Annotated in this window: 17 protein-coding genes and 1 pseudogene; 10 read left to right on the plus strand and 8 right to left on the minus strand. The window is 71.1% G+C overall.

What is annotated here, in order from left to right; all coding sequences use genetic code 11:
* Positions 1 to 7: 7 nt before the first annotated feature.
* The gene (locus ABD823_RS24495) at positions 8 to 451 is read right to left on the minus strand and encodes a GbsR/MarR family transcriptional regulator (protein ID WP_344863449.1); all 444 of its coding nucleotides are present in this window, start codon (positions 449 to 451) and stop codon (positions 8 to 10) included.
* Positions 451 to 1,266 carry an alpha/beta fold hydrolase gene (locus ABD823_RS24500; RefSeq protein WP_344863451.1) on the minus strand — a complete coding sequence of 272 codons (816 nt, stop codon included), beginning with the start codon at positions 1,264 to 1,266 and terminating at the stop codon, positions 451 to 453. Before ABD823_RS24500 ends, ABD823_RS24495 begins: the two co-directional genes overlap by 1 nt.
* Between ABD823_RS24500 and ABD823_RS24505 the strand changes: the two genes are divergently transcribed.
* Both ABD823_RS24505 and ABD823_RS24510 read left to right on the plus strand, forming a co-directional pair.
* The gene (locus ABD823_RS24505; protein ID WP_344863453.1) at positions 1,234 to 1,440 is read left to right on the plus strand and encodes a hypothetical protein; all 207 of its coding nucleotides are present in this window, start codon (positions 1,234 to 1,236) and stop codon (positions 1,438 to 1,440) included. The genes ABD823_RS24500 and ABD823_RS24505 overlap by 33 nt on opposite strands.
* Positions 1,441 to 1,590: 150 nt before the next feature.
* Complete coding sequence (locus ABD823_RS24510) at positions 1,591 to 2,157, plus strand: hypothetical protein (protein WP_344863455.1); 567 nt, start codon at positions 1,591 to 1,593, stop codon at positions 2,155 to 2,157.
* 123 nt (positions 2,158 to 2,280) lie between these two features.
* On the opposite strand, the gene ABD823_RS24515 is transcribed toward ABD823_RS24510, so the two are convergent.
* A protein-coding gene (locus ABD823_RS24515; protein ID WP_344863457.1) for an IS5 family transposase occupies positions 2,281 to 3,086 on the minus strand; the annotation gives its coding sequence in 2 pieces (ribosomal slippage) (positions 2,281 to 2,735 and positions 2,735 to 3,086; 807 coding nt in all).
* A 25-nt stretch (positions 3,087 to 3,111) separates the two neighbouring features.
* On the opposite strand from ABD823_RS24515, the gene ABD823_RS24520 reads away from it, so the two are divergent.
* Both ABD823_RS24520 and ABD823_RS24525 read left to right on the plus strand, forming a co-directional pair.
* On the plus strand, positions 3,112 to 3,597 hold the full coding sequence (locus ABD823_RS24520; protein WP_344863459.1) for a hypothetical protein: 486 nt from the start codon (positions 3,112 to 3,114) through the stop codon (positions 3,595 to 3,597).
* Positions 3,598 to 4,191: 594 nt separating this feature from the next.
* A complete protein-coding gene (locus tag ABD823_RS24525) occupies positions 4,192 to 4,446 on the plus strand; it encodes a hypothetical protein (RefSeq protein WP_344863461.1) in 255 nt (84 codons plus the stop codon).
* A 482-nt stretch (positions 4,447 to 4,928) separates the two neighbouring features.
* On the opposite strand, the gene ABD823_RS24530 is transcribed toward ABD823_RS24525, so the two are convergent.
* On the minus strand, positions 4,929 to 5,507 hold the full coding sequence (locus ABD823_RS24530; protein WP_344863463.1) for an HAD domain-containing protein: 579 nt from the start codon (positions 5,505 to 5,507) through the stop codon (positions 4,929 to 4,931).
* Positions 5,508 to 5,562: 55 nt separating this feature from the next.
* Complete coding sequence (locus ABD823_RS24535; RefSeq protein WP_344863465.1) at positions 5,563 to 6,177, minus strand: recombinase family protein; 615 nt, start codon at positions 6,175 to 6,177, stop codon at positions 5,563 to 5,565.
* Positions 6,178 to 6,523: 346 nt separating this feature from the next.
* On the opposite strand from ABD823_RS24535, the pseudogene ABD823_RS24540 reads away from it, so the two are divergent.
* From ABD823_RS24540 to ABD823_RS24550, 3 genes and pseudogenes are all read left to right on the plus strand, one after another.
* Positions 6,524 to 7,440: pseudogene (locus ABD823_RS24540) on the plus strand (aminoglycoside phosphotransferase family protein).
* Positions 7,441 to 7,574: 134 nt separating this feature from the next.
* Positions 7,575 to 8,255 (plus strand): recombinase family protein, encoded by a 681-nt coding sequence (locus tag ABD823_RS24545; protein WP_344863467.1) that lies wholly within the window; start codon positions 7,575 to 7,577, stop codon positions 8,253 to 8,255.
* A 24-nt stretch (positions 8,256 to 8,279) separates the two neighbouring features.
* Entirely contained in the window at positions 8,280 to 8,486 is a 207-nt protein-coding gene (locus ABD823_RS24550; protein WP_344863468.1) for a hypothetical protein, read from the plus strand.
* Between the two features lie 698 nt (positions 8,487 to 9,184).
* Here ABD823_RS24550 and ABD823_RS24555 read toward each other — a convergent pair.
* The 3 genes from ABD823_RS24555 to ABD823_RS24565 all read right to left on the minus strand — a co-directional run bounded on the left by ABD823_RS24555 (position 9,185) and on the right by ABD823_RS24565 (position 13,536).
* Positions 9,185 to 10,795 (minus strand): methyl-accepting chemotaxis protein, encoded by a 1,611-nt coding sequence (locus tag ABD823_RS24555; protein WP_344863469.1) that lies wholly within the window; start codon positions 10,793 to 10,795, stop codon positions 9,185 to 9,187.
* 350 nt (positions 10,796 to 11,145) lie between these two features.
* Positions 11,146 to 12,588: an MFS transporter gene (locus tag ABD823_RS24560; RefSeq protein ID WP_344863471.1), complete on the minus strand. Its 1,443-nt coding sequence runs from the start codon at positions 12,586 to 12,588 to the stop codon at positions 11,146 to 11,148.
* 345 nt (positions 12,589 to 12,933) lie between these two features.
* Complete coding sequence (locus tag ABD823_RS24565) at positions 12,934 to 13,536, minus strand: CGNR zinc finger domain-containing protein (protein ID WP_344863473.1); 603 nt, start codon at positions 13,534 to 13,536, stop codon at positions 12,934 to 12,936.
* A 90-nt stretch (positions 13,537 to 13,626) separates the two neighbouring features.
* Here ABD823_RS24565 and ABD823_RS24570 point away from each other — a divergent pair, with 90 nt between their 5' ends.
* The 3 genes from ABD823_RS24570 to ABD823_RS24580 all read left to right on the plus strand — a co-directional run bounded on the left by ABD823_RS24570 (position 13,627) and on the right by ABD823_RS24580 (position 17,255).
* Complete coding sequence (locus tag ABD823_RS24570; protein ID WP_344863475.1) at positions 13,627 to 13,770, plus strand: hypothetical protein; 144 nt, start codon at positions 13,627 to 13,629, stop codon at positions 13,768 to 13,770.
* Between the two features lie 747 nt (positions 13,771 to 14,517).
* Positions 14,518 to 15,744, plus strand: a complete 1,227-nt coding sequence (locus ABD823_RS24575; RefSeq protein ID WP_344863477.1) for a DUF3500 domain-containing protein — start codon at positions 14,518 to 14,520, stop codon at positions 15,742 to 15,744.
* A complete protein-coding gene (locus ABD823_RS24580; RefSeq protein WP_344863479.1) occupies positions 15,741 to 17,255 on the plus strand; it encodes a HoxN/HupN/NixA family nickel/cobalt transporter in 1,515 nt (504 codons plus the stop codon). The genes ABD823_RS24575 and ABD823_RS24580 overlap by 4 nt, the downstream gene beginning before the upstream one ends.
* Positions 17,256 to 17,716 lie beyond the last annotated feature (461 nt).

A 17,716-nucleotide genomic window follows, 5' to 3' on the forward strand; every position in this document is an offset into this window, starting at 1 on the left:
GAAGACCTCATCGAGTGTGACGGCATCTGCTGAGCATCTGCTCTCCGACGTCGACATAGCTGGCGAACAGCCCGATCACGTCGTGGAGCCGATCTTGTGCCGGGCCAGGATTGACCAGGTCTTCGCCGTCGCGCAGGGCGGCGATCAGGGTTCTGGCCCGCGCATGGCTGGCCTCCAACAGCGTCTCGATCCCGGCGGTGGCTTCGATGAGAAGTCTGCGGCTGCCGGGCTGCGGGATCACTCGGGCAAGCCCCCAGGAGTCCAGCTGCCGTACCGAGGTGCTCACCGCCCCCTTGCTCAGTTCCAGTTCGGCGGCGATCGCGTCGAGAGAGGCGGGCTCCTCGGTGACCAAGAGCAGCCCATAGACGCGGCCGGTCGCGTGCGGCAGATTCCACGAGGCCAGCAGGTCACCTACCGACGTGATGAACGCGCGGCGCCTGGCCACGCTCATCACTGTGCCCGCCTCGATGCCGACACCGTACGCAGGAACACCTCGATCGCCTTATTCACCGTCTGAGGGGCATCCTGGTTCGCGATGTGGCCGGCACCGGGGATGACGACCTCCTCGACGCCTTCAGCCTGAGCCCATCGGGGCATGGCCGAGGCGATGTTGCCGGTCCGGTCGTGCTCGCCACGGATCAGACACAGCGGCACCGGCGTGCGAAAGCCGGGAGCGGGGGTGAGGAACTCGACGGTTGCCCGCCACACCTGGAGGAACTCCTTCTTCGACAACTGCGAGAAGGCACGCTGGGCATCTGCCCGCGCGGCCTTGCTCACCGCGGAGGCCTCCGCCATCAGGCGGGGAAGGTTCTTGGCCGGGATCATCGCCAGGCTCGGCGCGGCCATCTTCACCAGCAGATACTCCTTCCACGACAACGGCGCCGTGTTCCACGCCGCGCCGATCACGATCAGCGCCCGGGCCAGGTCCGGATACCGCCGCACGATCGCCTGACTGAGGTTGCCGCCGAGCGACTGTCCCACCAGCACCGGCCGATCAAGCGCGAGGTGCTCGATCAGCGCGCGCAGGTCTGCGATCGCCCGTTCGGCGGTGAAGCCGGCACCGGCTGGGCGAGATAACCCGTGGCTGCGCATGTCCCACACGACGACCCGATATCCCCGGGCATGCAAATACTCGCGCTGAGCGTCAAACATCACATGATCGGTCCCAGCGCCGTGCGAGAACACCAGTGGCACACCGTCACCGCCGCTGTCGGCGTAACGAAGAGCGCAACCATGCAGCGACAGCGTCGCCGACAAATTCACCATTTACTAAATATAGCAAATTTCGGGCCAGATGCGGGGATGGCCATCACCGGCGGGCACGGCCAGAACGAGGCGGAACTCCTGCACGCCCAGGCCACCTATGTAACCCGCAAGAACCCCCGGCAGGCGATCACCATGGTGGTGAACGCCACCCTGAGAGGGCGGTTCGCGAGTTGATGTCCCCTTCGCCACTGGGATTGGGCAAGGCGAGCTGGTCGGAGGCTCGTCACCGGACTACGGGCGCGGCCGAACGAACAAGCCCGGCTCGGTCTCGATGAGGACGCCGCGGCCGACCAGGCGCTTGAGCTTGGAACGGATGTTCTCGGTGTGCTTGGCCACGATGGGCAGGTCCAGGGCCTGGCACAGGTCGCGGGCGCGCAGAGGCCGGTCGGCATCGGCGAAGATAGCCAGAATCTGCTGGTAGGCAGGATGGCTGGGCAGCGCAGGCGGTGGTGCGGCTGGTTCGGCGCCGCCCTCGCCGCCAAGTGCTCCATCTCGGTCAAGCCGCCCCTGGTCAGCAAGAGAGTGTTCCGTAAGAAGTTCGCCACCTTCGTGGAGAACAACACGAGCCAGAAGCAGAAGTTCTCCTTCACCGCGACGAAGACGGGAACCGAGACCTACTCGGTCGGAGCCAAGGTCAGCGGTGAGATTTCCGCAGGGGTGTTCGCCAAGATCTCGGCCGAGGTCAACGCCGGCATCGAGAAGAGCATGTCGACGAGTTACGGTGTCAAAACGAGCGGCACGGTCAAGGCCCGCTCCACGATCAACGGCGATCACGGCATCTACGTCCAGCAGCAGGGGTGGCGCTCCTCCAGTTGCGGGTCACTGGGCAGCAGCACCACCGCAACGGCCAAGGCGCCCTACAAGACGGGCTGGAAGATCTACTACTCCTGAGGTGGTGACGCCGCCTCGGCCTCGGGCATCGGACCCGTGTTCCTGCCGGACGGTCTCGGCCGTCCGGCAGGAACCTGCGCACTCGAGCGAGGAGAGACGTGGACAAGCTGCTTAGAGGGTGACTCATTTGGTGAGTCGGCGGTAGCAAATGAGGGCCGCGGCGATGGCGACGAAGGACGCGAAGTGATCGGCTCGACGCTCATAACGCCGATGGAGGCGGCGGTAACCGACCAGCCAGGAGACGGTTCGTTCCACGACCCAGCGGTGCCGGCCGAGCCGTCGGCTGGATTCGATGCCGCGGCGGGCGATGCGCGGGATGATGCCCCGGCCGCGGAGAAAGGCCCGCAGGTGGGGGTAGTCGTATCCCTTGTCACCGTGCAGCATGGCGGGCTTGCGGCGTCGCGGTCCTCGGCGCGAGCGGATCGGCGGGATGCTCCGGACCAGCGGTTCGGCGGCCAGGCTGTCATGGGTGTTGGCGGCGCTGATCGCGACAGAGATCGGCAGACCGGTCCGCTCGGTGATGAGATGGATTTTCGACCCGCTCTTGCCGCGATCGACAGGATTCGGACCCGTCAGCTCCCCCCTTTGACCGCGCGCAGGCTGACCGCGTCGATCGCGCACCGCGACCAGTCCAGCTCGCCCCGGGCACCGAGTTCGTCCAAGATGATCCGGTACAGCTTGGCCCATACCCGGGCAGCACTCCACTCGGCGAAACGGCGATTGACGGTCTGCCAGGAGGCGCCGAAGACCGGCGGCAGTTGCCGCCAGGCGCACCCGGTCGTGGCCACGTACACGATCGCCGCCAGGATCATCCGATCGTCTGCGCGCCGGCGTCCGCCGCCCTGCGGCCGGGTGGGCGCCGGCGGGACCACGCGCTGGAACAGCTCCCACAACTCATCGGGGACCAGTCGCTGAAGGAACGCATCCATGCCACGTCCAACGAGCGACCGCCAAATGAGTCACGCTCTTAAGACGACCGCTGTAGTGATCACATCGTCCATCGCCGTTTTGATGCTCACCGGGTGTTCCGAGCGCGAGGGCTCCGCATCTGCCGGGAAATCCGCGTCGCCGTCAGCTTCCCGGTCCGTCACCGCGCCGCCCGCGCCGGTTCCCGGTGAGGACGGCCTCACCCTTGAGCTGCCGTCTGACCGGTCGGTGATCGTACCTGAGATGAGGGGCGGCGGATCGACGGACGTGCCGGCCTTCACGCCGGTCAGCGGGGTGTACACGATCTACTTCGTGTGCTCCGGAGGGGGAAGGGTCTCCATCAAGGCCGTCCCCGGCGGCAAGGAGAACGCGGCACGATGCGACGGCACCCAGACCTACGGGATCATCATCCATGAGGGTGGAGCACAGCGCGTTGAGGTCCGGGCCCAGGGCAAGGCCGAATGGAGGCTTGCCGTTCTCGACGGAACGCCGCCCTGGGCGGAGATCGGATAGTGCCCTTCCTTCCCGCGGGGTAACCGCTACGGCGGGGGCGTTGCCGTCCCCGCTCCTGCTCTTCCAGGCCGGTCGCTCCGGTCGCCGGCGGATTTCCTCTACGTCCGTAGCCATCCCGTACCGGCCTCGCTGTAGTCCCGGGGAAATTTCCAACGGATTTGCCTGACCTGGACTGATGGATCCACGAGAGCCTCAGCGCGTCTTGGCGGGCGGCACGTTGTCGGGACCGACCGGCCGGGGATTGCCGGAGTTTCCGGAGCCCTTCACGCGCATGCGCGAGACGGCCGCCAGAGGCCTGCGGTACGGCCTTTTGGCCTGGGGAAACGCCCGCCCGCGGGAACATAGTCCACGTTATGTTCCCCGGTCGGGGCGCTGACCCGGGTGGATGCGGGACCGCGGGCGGACCGTGGTCCCGTGGCCGATCCCGGGCCTTCGCGCTTGAGCGGGAACCGAACGACCGGTGACGGTAACGGGCCGCCGGGGCCCCGCCTTACCGCCACCGGCCGTTCCGATGCGGGTGGACGCCGGACAGGCCGCGGTCCCGTCTCCTACGCTGGCCCGATCCCTGATCAATCCCCGCGAAAGGGCACACCGATGACATCATCCCGGCAGGAGCCCACCTGGCAGCCGATCAGCATGCTGGCCACCTTGACCGCGCACATGGAGCAGGGCGTGATCTTCGCCCGCGAGCACCGCGCCACCCTGACCGACGGCCTCCAGCGGCCCTACGCCCTCGATGATGCCACCGTCGCCGACGCCAAGCGGGTCTTCACCCAGACCGCCGCCGACAACGAGCTGTTCGCCGAGCAGGGACGCCGGTGGGCGGCCGAAGACCTCGACCCTGTCTAGCGGCGCGGTGTCGAGCGCTACACCGCCCTGGTGGAGCAGATGCGCACCGAGACCACCGCGATCCTGGCGCTGGCCGACGAACTGGCCGGGATGACGATCGAGACGCTGTGACCAAGAGCGACCTGGAAGTCGGCATCGAGGCCCTGCTGCGCGGCGGGCGCCTTAGTTTCCGGCCTTCTCGGCCCACCCCTACGCGCGGGCGCACGAGGCGGTCGTGCCCGCGATACGGGGCGCCACCGTCGGCCGGCCCCCGTGGCCCGGGTCTCGCCTGCAGGCGAGTCGGGCCGCGCACCGCATCGTCCGGAACCGGCATGGCCTGCACGATCGCCCCCGTCCGGCCGATGCGCTCTAAGCGGCGCCACCGGCCGCGACGCCACAGCGCCACGGCGGGCGCACCACCGAACGCCCTCCCCGGCCGGTGTCCCGGAAACGGTCGTTTTCGGGACGGCTCCCAGACCCGATTCCGGTCCGCAGCGCGTCGTTCACAGTGACGGCGGGGGAGCGCCTCCGAGGAGGCGCCGTGCGATGAGCAGGGCCTCGTCCGCGGGGGTGGCGTTCGCGCCGGAGCCGGGGCCGTCGGCCGCCGGGGCGGAGATGAAGGCTTCGATGGCGTCCATGTGCTCGGGCTGCAGGCCTCTGCTGGGTGACGGCGCGATCAGCAGGGCCCGGCCGCCCTTGGTCAGCTCGTCATGGACCGGCCCGCTCGCGGGCACCTCGACGTCGTCGGTCCAGATCAGTCGCCGCCCCCGCGCCAGGACGTCGCGGGCGGCGGCGAGTTTGGCCGCCGCGGCGGCGCCGGCGGACAGGTGACCGGACCAGGCGCGGGCCAGGCGGGGCAGGGCCAGCAGTCGCTCCAGCTGGTCGGCGTCGGCGCACCAGGTGCTGCACCAGCGGATCTCGACGCCGCCTGCCCGGTGCAGGGCGCGGATGCGGTCGAGCAGCGTCGGCGCCCAGCGCATGCGGTAGGCATCGCTGCCGGAGTAGGCGGTGCCGCTGCGCGGGGGGCCGCCCCAACCGGGCCGGGAGGCGTTGATCACGCCGTCGACGTCGAGCAACCACACCGGCCGATCCATCAGCCGGCGTGTCCGTTGTGCGCGCGGTGGAGGGCGGCGGCGTTCATGCTCTGTCTCCGGTGGGCTGCGAGGTGAGGTAGCGGTGCAGGGAGGTCTTGGGGATGCCGGTCTTGGCGGCGATCGCACCGAGGGACTCGCCCCGGGCCTTGAGGAGCCGAGCGTACTCGATCTTGTCGGCGGGGTGGGCGACGGGCCGGCCGATGCGGCGGCCGCTCGCTTCGGCGACGGCGCGGGCGTGGGCGGCGCGCTCGGCGGTGTAGGTGCGTTCCATCTCGGCGAACAGGGCCAGCAGCAGGAAGGCGATGCGGCCCATGCCCGCGTCGGTGGTGTTGATCGGCAGCGGGTCGGCCAGGGAGCGCACGCCGATGCCGCGTGTCGACAGGTCGTGCACCAGGTTGAGGACCTCGCGCAGGTTGCGGCCCAGCCGGTCCAGGGTGTGCACCACGATCGTGTCGCCCGCGCGGGCGTAGGCCAGCAGCGCGGCCAGGCCCTCGCGCTCGATGCTGGTGCCGGTCTTGCGATCGGTGTAGATGCGCTCGGCCGGGATGCCGGCGGCGGCCAGGGCGTCGAGCTGGCGTTCCAGACTCTGTTTGGTGGTCGAGACGCGGGCGTAGCCGAGCTCGAGACCGCGCGCGGGGTGATCGAAGGCCGGAGGCATGCCGAGATCGTACTGGAAACCGTCTCCGTACGGTCCTTGTGGAACAGTATTTGTGGAACGGCTTCTGGAACGGATTCCGGCCGGTTTCGGGGGTCCGGCGGGAGGGGTCGGCAAGCTGTTCCACTTCCAAGGAAGTGGAACAGGCGGTGCCGGAGGCGGAGGCGCGACGGCGACCGCGCCGGATCAGAACATTCCTCCAGATGGTGCGGCGGGCCCGGCAGGGCCGGCACCCGGGCGACACGTCACAGGCACCACGGCCGAACGACAGGACAGACGGAATAGGAACCTGGCGGGCCCATCCAGCCGCCGGAACGGGCCGGCTGCCACCGGGCTACCGTTGCTCCGCATGACGCATACCGAGATCGAGATCACCGCGGAGCTGGTACGGGAGCTGCTGCGCGACCAGCACCCCGACCTGGCCGATCACCCGGTGCGGCTCGGCGCGCGCGGCTGGGACAACCAGCTGTGGCGGCTCGGTGACGACCTCGCCGTCCGGCTGCCCTGGGCGACGCGGGACGCGGACGCGCTGCTGGGCAAGGAGCACGCCTGGCTGCCCGCCCTCGCCCCGCGCCTGCCGCTGCCGGTTCCCGTCCCGCAGCGCCTCGGCGAGCCCTCCGCTCTGTTCCCGCGGCCCTGGATCGTCACCACCTGGGTGCCGGGCGAGCCGACCGACCGCGCCCCGTCACGCGCGCGGCGGAGGCCGCCGACACCCTGGCCGCCTTCCTGACGGCGCTGCACCGGCCCGCCCCCGCCGAGGCGCCCGCCGGCCGCTTCGGCCGCGGAGGACCGCTGGCCGACTGCTCCGAGGGGTTCGCCCGCCAGCTCGCCGCCGCCACCGAGCGGGGGCTCATCCCCGACCCGGACGCCGTCCGCGCGGTCTGGGACGACGCCGCCGCCGCGCCCGAGTGGGCCGGCCCGGCGCTGTGGCTCCACGGCGACCTGCATCCGGCCAACGTCCTGACCGCGGACGGCACCCTTTGCGGCGTGATCGACTTCGGTGACCTGTGTGCGGGCGATCCGGCCTGTGACCTCGCCGCCGCGTGGATTCTGCTGCCGGACAGCGTCGTCGACCGCTTCCATGATGCCTACCAGCTGGCCTTGGACGCCGCGACCCTGCGCCGCGCCCGCGGATGGGCGGCAGGCCGCGCCCTCAGCGGCATCCTCATCGGAGACGTCGGCGTCCGCGGCCGCCCGGGTGGCAAGGCCACGTGGGGCCCACCTGCCCACGCCTGTCTGCGACGCCTCATCGCGACCCATCGCTGATCAATAGGCGTTCGTCTAATGGTCGTTTCCGGGACGGTCTCCGGCGAGGGGTCGGCCGGTCGCGTTTCCGCAGGAGCGATTCCCGCCGACCGTCCCGAAACCCATCCCGGAACATCGCCCTTCGAGATTGAATTATGGGACGGTCCGCCCCCGCCACGGCCCCGGCCGAGCCCGCGCCGGCCAACGCGATCCGGATCGGCTACGCCCGCGTCTCCACCCGCTCCCAGGACCACCAGCTCCAGATGGACGCGCTGGCGGCGGCGCACTGCCGCGAGGTCGTCGAGGAGACCGCCAGCACCCGCACCCACCGGCCGAAGCTGCACGCGACGATCGCCCGCATGCAGCCCGGCGACACCCTGGTCGTCTACAAGCCCGACCGCATCGCCCGCTCCGTGAAGGAGCTGCTCGTGCTCCTGGAGGACGAGCTGGCCCCGCGCGGCATCAACCTGCACATCTTGAGTGGGGTGTGCGCGGGCCTGCACCGGCCTGGCGGGCAGAGCGTCGCCGACAAGATGCTCTTCCTCGTCGCCGCGATGGCCGCGGAGATGGAGCGCGACCTGATCCGCGAGCGCACCCGCGACGGCCTGGCCGCCGCGGCCGCCCAAGGGCGCAGGGGTGGCCGGCCGTCGGCGATCGACGACGACAAGCTCGCCATCGCCCGCGCCCGCCGGAAGCGCGGCGAGTCCGTCACCGCCATCGCGCGTGCTCTCGGCGTCGGCCGGTCGACGCTGTACCGGGCGCTGGAGGACGACCCCCTGCCCGCCCCGGCCGACGACGGCCAGGACCGGCCCGCCACCGCACCGGCCGGTCGGTAGACCACGACCCCCGACCCTGCCCGGATGAGCGAGGACGAGCTCGCCAACGTCGTCACCTACGCCCTGCACCGCGGCCTGGCACGCCGGCCGGACATCCACACCGAGGTCATGGGCGACCTCACCCCGGATGAGCGGGACGAGGTCGCCCGCGCCTGCGACCGCCATGCCGAGCGGGTCCGCCGGGTCACCACCACGACGCGGCCGAAGGCGCCCCGGTCCGCCGGCAGTTGACCCGAGCGGTCGACGCCTGCGCCCCGCCCCGGTACGAGCCGCGCGGCGGGGCGTTGTCGTGTCCGGCGGACCGCCGTTCCGGGGAACACGTTGGCAGACACATCGGACGTAACTCCGCAGGGGTGAGCCAGGGGTTTTCGGCCCCGGGGCCGCCGCCGGCCCCGCGCTCGGCGCCGGGGTTTTCCCCGCCGCGGTCACCGGCCCGGCGCGCTTCGTCCCGGGAAACCGCTCCCCCGGATCGGGGGTAGCAAGATATGCGCTCAGCCCGGCTGATCGCCTCCCGCCCGTACCGCGCAGCCGCGCCCTGCCCGGCCCCTGGCGCTCCGGCCGGGCGGAGCGTAGCCGTCGCGGGCCGCCGGTCAAGGCCGCTCCCTCGCCAGGGCTCGGTCGACGGCCTTGACCGCCGGACCCGCCGACGGCTCGTGCCCTTTTTGTTGCGCGCGGACTTGATGTCAGTGGATGCGCGGGATTGCTGTCAGTGAAATCGGCACCGCCGTACGGCACGACCCCGGCCAAGCCAGCAGGCCCGCCCTGGGCTGCCCAGCGGTGACATACCGGATAACGTGCCCAAGTCGCACAGCGCGCCCGGGTACAGATCGCCTGCTCGGTAGCGAGTGGGGGTGGCGTATGTACGGGATAACTGCTCGTTATCCCGTACATACGCCGGGATCGTTACCGGTCCAGGTCAGCCGGGGATCTCAGACGGTGAACTGGTCCACGATGCCGTGCAGTTCGGCGGCGACCTCATCGAGCTGACCGGCGGTCCGGCGGGCCTCGGCCACCCCGGCGGTGGTGGTCTGCGCGGCGCTGGCGACCGCGGTGATGCCGGCGGCGATGTCGTCGGCGCCGACCGCGGCCTGGGAGATGTTGCGGCTCATCTCCCCGGACGTGGCGCTCTGCTCCTCCACCGCGGCGGCGATGGTGGTGGAGTGCTCGCTGACGGTCGTGATGACCGCGCTGATCCCCCCGATGGCCGCGATCGCGGCATCGGTGTCGGCCTGGATGGCCTCGATCCGGCGGGCGATGTCCTCGGTGGCCTTGGCCGTCTCCTGCGCCAGGTCCTTGACCTCGCCCGCGACGACCGCGAAGCCCTTGCCCTGCTCGCCAGCGCGGGCCGCCTCGATGGTCGCGTTCAGGGCGAGCAGGTTGGTCTGCTCGGCGATGCTCGTGATGGTCTTGATGACCGAGCCGATCTCCGCGCTGGAGGCGCCCAGCTTCGCGACGGTCTCACCGGCGTCCCGTACCGTCCGCACGCCGGTGTCGGCCACCCGGGCCGCCTGCGAGACGCTGCCGGCGATCTCGGCGATGGTTGTGCTCATCTCCTCGCTGGCCGCGGCGATGGTCTGCACGTTGGCCGAGACCTGCTCGGCGGTGGCGGCGACCTGGTCGGAGCGGGCCGCGGTGCCGGTGGCGGCGGTGTCCATCCGCGTGGAGACGGCGGTCAGCTCTCGGGAGGCACCGGTCAGCGTCGCGCTGTGGCGGGCGATCACGCCGAAGGCGTCCCGCAGCACGCCCACGGTCTGAGCCAGGGCACGGGCCATGTCCCCGAGCTCGTCACGGCGGCCGGTGTCGACGGAGACGGTCAGGTCTTTCGCCGCGATGGTGCGCAGGGTCTGCACGGTCGCGGCCAGCGGCCGGGTGATGGTCCGGGTCACGGCCACGGCCAGTCCTGCGGCCAGCAGCAGGCACAGGGCGCCCGCACCCAGCATCATGCGGAGGGAGCCGTCGCTGGTGGCGCGCGCGTCGGCGGCCGCGGCGGTGAGATTGGCGACGGATTCGGCGGCCAGCTTGTCCACGGCGGTGGCGGCCTGCTCGAAGTGCTCCAGCGCCTCACCGGACACCAGGTCGTTGGCCTGCCGGGTCTGGGCGGGCGTGCCGTCGCGGTAGGCGGCGACGATCCGCTCGTCGACGTCCAGGAAGTCCTCGAACGCCGCCTCGGCCGTACGAAGGTGCTCGCGCTGGGTGGCGGTCAGCTCCAGGCTCTTCAGCTTGTCCAGGTCGCCGCGGAAGGCGGCGGTGGAGGCCACGAAGTTCTTGCGCTGGCCCACGGCGTCGTCGGCGGCGCCCGGTACGCCGCGCAGGGCGTCGAAGGCGTAACCGGTCTGCCAGCCGGCGAAGTCGGCGGTGCGGAACTTGGCGGTCAGCGCCGCGCCGCGCACCGCCGCGCTGGTGTCCATCCGTGCGGTCGCGTCCCGTGCCGAGGAGATGCCGGCGGCTCCCACCCCGACGGCGCCGCACAGCAGGACGCCCACCACGGCGAAGGCGCCGCCCAGGCGCGCGCCGACCTTCAAGTCGTTGATCTTCCTCATGTCCGGTTCCCTGCGATGCCGTATTGGTGTCGTACGTCGAGCACCGTCTGCGCCCGTGGTCTGACCATCGACCGGACCGGCCGCCGGGTAAGCGAAATCACCACACTCGGAACGGAGGGCGCGTGCACGGGCTCGTGCTGCTGCCAGCCGGGCGGCTCCGGCGTGGCCCGATCTTTCTGACATCAAGTCCGCGTGAGGACTGACAACAATCCCGCGTATCCACTGACATCAAATCCGCGCGCAACAATGCGGGGCGGGTGTTGTTGCGCGCCCAGTTGTTGACATTGCCGTGCGCCCGGTTGTTGTCAGTGGCCGCCGGGCAGCTGGCCGGAGAATGTCCGGTCAGCTGATCACTTCGGCGTAGGGCTGGTGTCCGCGCGGCCGGAGGCGTCGTGTGCGGCCGGCGGGCGGGCGCTGAGGGTGAGCAGGGCGACGACGGCGGCGGCGAGCAGGAGTCCGGCGGCCGCGGCCAGGGCGGTGCCGTATCCGGTGACCAGGGCCTGGCCGCTGCCCAGGGCCAGGGTGCGCGGGCGCGCGGTGACGGTGGCGGCGATCCCGGCCAGAACGGCCAGGCCGAGGGCCACGCCGATCTGCTGGGCGGAGTTGAGCAGGGCCGAGGCGATGCCCGCCTTGTCCGCATCGACGTGGTAGACCGCGGCCTGGGTCAGGGCGAGCACGCCCAGACCGAAGCCGAGCGCCAGGACGAACATGGCCGGGGCCAGGTGCGGCCAGTAGCCGGTGCCGAGGGTGATGGTGGAGAACCAGAGGGCGGCCAGCGCGCTCAGCAGCGCACCGGAGGCGGCCACCACGCGGGGCGCCAGGCGCAGCAGGAGCTTGGGCGCGCTCCCGGCGCCCAGGACCAGGCCGGCGGCGAACGGCAGCCACGCGGCCCCGGCCTGCATCGGGCTGAAGTGCTGCACCTGCTGCAGGTAGAGGGTGACGATGTAGAAGGTGCCCATCGGGCCGATGGCCAGCAGCAGCATGGTCAGGTAGGCGCCGGAGCGGTTGCGGTCACCGAACAGGCTCAAGGGCACCAGCGGGCTGCGGCTGCGGGCCTGCACGCGCACGAACACGGCCAGCAGCACGGCGGCCGCGGCCAGCAGGCCCAGCGCGATCGAGTCGGTGAAGCCGTCCTCACCGAAGCGGGTGATCGCATACACCAGCGCGACCATGCCCGCGGTGCCCAGCACCGCCCCCACCGCGCCCAAGCGGCCCGGGTGGCGGTCGGCGGCGGTCAGGGTGCGGCTGCCGGCCAGCACCAGCAGCCCGATCGGGATGTTGATGAAGAACACCCACCGCCAGTCCAGGGCGTCGGTGAGCACGCCGCCCAGCAGCAGGCCGGCCACGATGCCCAGCGCGGACATCGCGCCGTACAGCGACAGCGCGGTATCGCGCACCTTGCGGTCGGTGAAGGTCGTGGTGATCAGCGCCAGGGCGTTGGGCGCCACCAGCGCCGCGCCCAGGCCCTGCACGGCGCGGGCGGCGATGAGCATGGCGGCGCTGCCTCCCAGCCCGCCGGCCAGGGAGGCGATCACGAACAGCGCGATACCGGCCTGCAGCGTGCGGCGGCGCCCCCACAAATCACCGATCCGCCCGCCGAGCAGCAGCAGCGCCCCGAACGCCAGGATGTAGGCGTTGACGATCCACGGCAGGTACGCCGGGGAGACCTGCAGTTCCCGCTGGATGCTCGGCAACGCGATGTTCACGATCGAGTCGTCCAGCACCAGCATCAGCTGCGCGGTCGCGATGACCAGCAGCGGGATCAGTGCGCCGCGCTGATGCGTGGTCGTCATGCCGTCTCCTCATCTCAGGCGGCCCACCAGATCACCGGGCCAAGCGGGGCATGTTGCGGCCAGGTGGTGGCCGTAGTCACCCCACTCCAACCACATACCCCTACGGGGTATTCCCGGCCTGAGTCGGCAACGACATGAGGAGCACCCCCGCCGCATCCGGCAGTGGCAAGCCGTACCGCGTATCGCCGCCCGCCCGCCGGGGCCCGATCCACCGGCCCGCCCGGCAGCGCAAGCGCCCAGACCGACCCGAAGGGATCAGACGACCGGCGCGAAAACCCCCTCTTGCCGCGGCGGGCCGGCGTGATCCTCCTGGCAGATCCCCGGCAGGAGACAAGCCAAACGGCGTTACGGGAGCACCTGGCTGCGGCGGGCGTAGGCGCGGGCGGCGCGGGCCCGATCGCCGCAGCGCACCGAGCACCAGTGGCGGCGGCCGTGCCGCAGCAGGTAGCGGGTGCACGGCGGCGAGCCGCAGGCGGTCAGGCGCTCGCGGTCGGGCCCGGTGAGCAGGTCAGCGGCGCTGGCCGCCAGCGCCGCCAGGGCGTGCTCGACGATCTGGGTGGTGGGATGGGCGGCCGCGCGATACAGGCCGCGCCCCGACTCCCAGCCCAGCAGCAAGGCCGCGGGGGCACGGGTCAGGGCGTCGTTGACGGCGCTGAGCGCACCGGCCGGGGCGGGATGACCGTCGAGGTGGCAGGCCAGCAGTGCGCGGATGTGCTCGCGCAGGGCGCGCAATTGGGCCGCGCACGCCTCCCGCAGCCCGGCGTCGAGGCCGGCGGGGGCCAGATCGCGCTCGATCAGCCACTGGGTGGCGGCCGCCGGGCTGCCCAGGAGATCGAGGAACCGGTCGCCGGGCAGGGCGAGGGCGCTGTTGGCAAAGTCCAGGGCGAGATACTGCTCGGCCCCGGGCGCGGGCGGCACCACGGGCGTGGCGGTCACGGTCTCCTGCATAGTCCTCATGGTACGAGTTGTCATCATCCGTGAGAAACGACTACCGTGCATCACGGATAAACAGGTTCTCATCCGTGAGGTGTTTCTATAATGGCTACCACCGGCACGACCGGCGAGCAGATCCCCGTCCGCGTCTTCGGCGGCCCGACCGCCCTCCTCGAGTACGGCGGGCTGCGATTCCTCATCGACCCCACCTTCGACGCCCCAGACCGGCAAGAGTCCGGAAACCTATGAACGGATTAGATCTTTGCGGGATGTCGTATCGGCCCGGTCGCCAATCGTCTTGCTGGTGAAGGCCGGTGAGCAGGCCGCCCGGCAGGGTGACGGATGAGGAGACCACCATCCGATCACCACGCTGGAGCGGCGGACCCGGCCCGATACCTGGCTCTCCCTGCGCCACAGCCGACGGCCGCCGGTCACGGACGGCAGGAACGCGGACAAGAGGCAGGAGAAGAGCAGCTGATCGCGCAGCGGTGGGGGCCGTACCCGGTTCCGGCGTCACCCGGGTACGGCCCTCACCGCGCTGCGGCACACGGTCCACCCGGGCGCTCTCCCAGGGGCGGGTGGCCTTCGGCCAGGCCCATACATCGTCGGTGAGACCGCCGCACGCCATGCCATGGCCTACCCGGGCCAGCCCGCACCGTGCAGGCGAATCCGCGATCTCATGGTCTGAACCCCGAACAGGCCCCAGCGCGAACGGGAAGACGAGCCCGTCCGGGCGATCGCTTTTCGGCGGTGGAAAACAGCCTTTGGTCAGGTTTTCGTCTTCTCGGGTGAGTGCTCCTGGAACAGAGCTCCTGGACGGCCTAGCGTCCGTTGCAGGCCTGCATCGCGTATCTCCGGCTCAGGACAGCACGACTCCTCAGCCGATAGGTCGTCCACGGTGTTTTCATGCGCCTGCGGGGCCGGCCGGTGTCGACGGCGGCCGGCGTCCTCGTGGGCGTGGGCCGCGTGCCATGCTCTCGAAGAACGGATTCGCCTGTGCGTCATCTCTCTGCCTCCTGGATGCGGTCCACCGGGCCGCGCCACCTGGTGCTCGCGGCCGTGCTCGTGCTCGCGACGGGCTGCTCTCCGGAGGGCTCGGAGACCGGAACGACCGGCTCCCCGGCCGCGACCGGATCCCCGACCGGGCCCGGACCCGGAGACGGAACCGGCCCCGGGGGACCGGGCGGCGGGGAGGCCATGCCGACCCCGGGTTTCCTGTCCAGTCCGGACTGCCCGGCCGGATCGACCGCCGCCGCGACACCGTCCGGCGCGGCCGGAACCGACCGGGCGGCGGCAGCGGTGCTGGCCGCGACCCAGGCGTTCCTGGGCACACTGGACGCCGAGCAGAAGACCGCCGTGGCAGCAGAGCGCAGCCAGGCCAACCTGTCGCAGTGGTCGAACCTGCCCGATCAGTTGTTCAAACGCGCGGGGCTGCGGATGGACAAGCTGAACTCCGACCAGCAGACGGCCGTCGCGAAGATCCTCCAGGCCGCGCTGAGCGAGCAGGGCTACCGGCAGGTCACCCAGATCACCACCGCAGACGGCGTGCTGGCCGATCAGGGAGGCATGAACCTCGACTTCGGGGCCGATCACTACTGGATCCGGATCCTGGGCACGCCGTCGGCGAGCGAGACGTGGACCCTCCAATACGGCGGCCACCACCTGGCGGTGAACGCCACGATGGCCGGAAACACGATGACCCTCGCGCCGACCTTCTGGGGCGCCCAGCCAGCCGGATACACCGAGGCGAGCACCGAGGTCGAACCGCTGTGCGGCGAGACGGTCAAGGCGTTCAAGCTCATCGGCGCGCTGGACGAGACCCAGCGCAAGGCCGCCGTCCTGACCACCCCCGTGACCGAGATCGTGCTCGGCGCCGGCAAGGACGGCAAGACCCTGGCGGCCGAAGGCGTCAAGGCCTCCACCTTCACCGCCGAGCAGAAGACCCTGCTGCTCGACCTGGTGAGCGAGTGGATCACGCCGCTCAACGCCGAGCAGGCCACCGCCAAGCTGAAGGCGGCCCAAGACAACCTCGACGCCACCACGTTCGCCTGGTACGGGGCGACCGAGATCGGCAACCCGATCTACTACCGGATCCAGGGGCCGACCTTCACCATCGAGTTCGCCCACCAGCAGGGCGGGGGCGCCAACGCGGGCGGCATCACCCACATCCATTCGATCTACCGCGAACCCGGTAACGACTACGGCGCCGAGCTGGGCTCATGACGACCGGCCGGGCACGCCTGGCGCGGTGGGTGGCGGCGGCGGTGCTGACGGCCGCCGGAACAGGCGTGCTCGCGGCACCGGCCGAAGCCCGTCCTGCCGGCGCGGCCGTCCAGCAAACCCGCCTCGCCCACCCCGGTGACGAGATCGTCCAGCAGGTCTACCTCACCCCCACCGGATCCCGGCTGGCCGTCCAGCTCGACCTCACCCCGGGGGCGCTGGTGGCGCCCGCCTTCGCCCGGTCCATCGACGCCGACGGCGATCGGACGATCACTGCGGGCGAGGCCGCCGCGCACGCCGCCCTGGTAGGCTCGACGCTCGGGTTGCGCGTGGACGGCCGGGCCGTCCCGCTCGCCCTCGCCGAACGCACCTACCCCGCCTATCGGCTTCTCGCCGCGGCGGGCGGCACCGTGACCATCGGGTTGGCCGCGCCGCTGCCTCCCGGCGCCCGCAGTATCGTCTTCACCGACCGGTATGCGCCCGGCCGCACGACCGTCCAGACGAACGCCCTGGTCGCCGACGCCGACCCCGCACCCCTGGAGGCCGTCACCCGCGCCGATCACGGGCGGACGACCACCCTCACGCTCGCCCGGACCGGCGTCGCCTCGCCCGTTCCCGCGGCCGGGAGCACCGATGCGGCGGCGGGCTGGACGACGATGCTCGATGCGCTGCGCACCCCTTTGAGATCACCCGGGGCTCTCGCGCTCCTGATCGCCGTGTGCGTCCTGCTCGGCGCCTTTCACGCCCTGACCCCCGGCCACGGCAAGGCCCTGCTCGCCGCCTACCTGGTCGGTTCCCGCAGCACCCCCAAACAGGCGGTCGTCCTGGGAGCCGTCATCACCGTCACCCACACCTGCGCCGTCATCCTGCTCGGCGGCGCGGTCCTGACCGCGGAACGGTTCATCGTCCCGGCGGTCCTGCTTCCGGCGCTGGAGATGACGGCCGGGGTCATCATCCTGCTGCTCGGTGCCCGGCTCCTCGTCCGCCGGCACCGCCACCGCGGCCACGAGGACCACCATCATGGGCATCACCATGACGCGCCCGGCCACCCCCATCATTCAGGTCATCACCATCCCGAGGACGGGCACCCGCACGGCGAACACGGCACCCACGGTGCCCACGGCGCCCGCTCGCCCCTGGCGACGCTGCTTCGCCCGACGGTCCGGCACCAGCACGCGCCACCCACCACCCCGTCTGCCTTCCGCGGCATCGCCGCCATGGGTGCGGCAGGCGGGATCATTCCCTGCCCCGAAGCCCTGAGCGTCCTGCTGGCGGCCATCGGCCTCAACCGCACCGCACTGGGCCTGACCATGGTCATCGCCTTCAGCGTCGGACTGGCCGCGGTCCTCATCGGTCTGGGCCTGATCCTGGTGAGCGGCCGGACGGCGCTCAGGAGATTCCAGCGCCCGGGCACCGGTTCGCTCATCGCACGGCTACCGGTGCTCTCCGCAGCCGTCGTCGTTGTCCTGGGCCTGGCCATGACGCTCAACGGGGTGAGCGCGCTCATGAACTGAACCGGCTGACGGCGAGGATTCCCTACAGTTGCCTGGCTGTTCCCACCTGATCATCTCTGTGCGTCGAGGTGCCGGGGCGTGACCGCGGCAGCTTCCCCGCCGCTCAGATCGGCCGGGAAAACACCGGCGTCTTGCTCATCCGATCTGAACCACCGCAGGTCAGAGCCTGGCTCGCGGCTCAATGGAGTTGAGTACGGACAGGGGTGGGCGTCCCCTCAGGCCGGCGGCAGGATGCGGTCGACGGTGGCCCGTCACACCATGCCCGGGATAATCATGGTGGCCACCCAGCGACGAGGTGACACAGAACGTGCATTATCTGTCTCACCGGCATCGACGGCGCCGCTGCGGCCCGGCCCGCCGCCCGGCGGGCCGGGCCGACTCGGCAACGCTGCCCGCGACCGGCTCCCTAGGCCGTGTCTGACAATTCCGCGTGGCGGAGCCAGAGCATCAAGAACGCGATG

Origin of the sequence: Planomonospora alba (genome assembly GCF_039534085.1) — a bacterium.
Classification (GTDB): Bacteria; Actinomycetota; Actinomycetes; order Streptosporangiales; family Streptosporangiaceae; genus Planomonospora_B; species Planomonospora_B alba.

Coding starts and splice junctions, on each gene's coding strand:
- ABD823_RS24495 (WP_344863449.1), bottom strand. CDS start 451: ATGAGCGTGGCCAGGCGCCGCGCGTTCATCACGTCGGTAGGTGACCTG.
- ABD823_RS24505 (WP_344863453.1), top strand. CDS start 1,234: ATGCAGCGACAGCGTCGCCGACAAATTCACCATTTACTAAATATAGCA.
- ABD823_RS24500 (WP_344863451.1), bottom strand. CDS start 1,266: ATGGTGAATTTGTCGGCGACGCTGTCGCTGCATGGTTGCGCTCTTCGT.
- ABD823_RS24520 (WP_344863459.1), top strand. CDS start 3,112: ATGAGTCACGCTCTTAAGACGACCGCTGTAGTGATCACATCGTCCATC.
- ABD823_RS24525 (WP_344863461.1), top strand. CDS start 4,192: ATGACATCATCCCGGCAGGAGCCCACCTGGCAGCCGATCAGCATGCTG.
- ABD823_RS24535 (WP_344863465.1), bottom strand. CDS start 6,177: ATGCCTCCGGCCTTCGATCACCCCGCGCGCGGTCTCGAGCTCGGCTAC.
- ABD823_RS24545 (WP_344863467.1), top strand. CDS start 7,575: ATGGGACGGTCCGCCCCCGCCACGGCCCCGGCCGAGCCCGCGCCGGCC.
- ABD823_RS24550 (WP_344863468.1), top strand. CDS start 8,280: ATGAGCGAGGACGAGCTCGCCAACGTCGTCACCTACGCCCTGCACCGC.
- ABD823_RS24555 (WP_344863469.1), bottom strand. CDS start 10,795: ATGAGGAAGATCAACGACTTGAAGGTCGGCGCGCGCCTGGGCGGCGCC.
- ABD823_RS24560 (WP_344863471.1), bottom strand. CDS start 12,588: ATGACGACCACGCATCAGCGCGGCGCACTGATCCCGCTGCTGGTCATC.
- ABD823_RS24565 (WP_344863473.1), bottom strand. CDS start 13,536: ATGCAGGAGACCGTGACCGCCACGCCCGTGGTGCCGCCCGCGCCCGGG.
- ABD823_RS24570 (WP_344863475.1), top strand. CDS start 13,627: ATGGCTACCACCGGCACGACCGGCGAGCAGATCCCCGTCCGCGTCTTC.
- ABD823_RS24580 (WP_344863479.1), top strand. CDS start 15,741: ATGACGACCGGCCGGGCACGCCTGGCGCGGTGGGTGGCGGCGGCGGTG.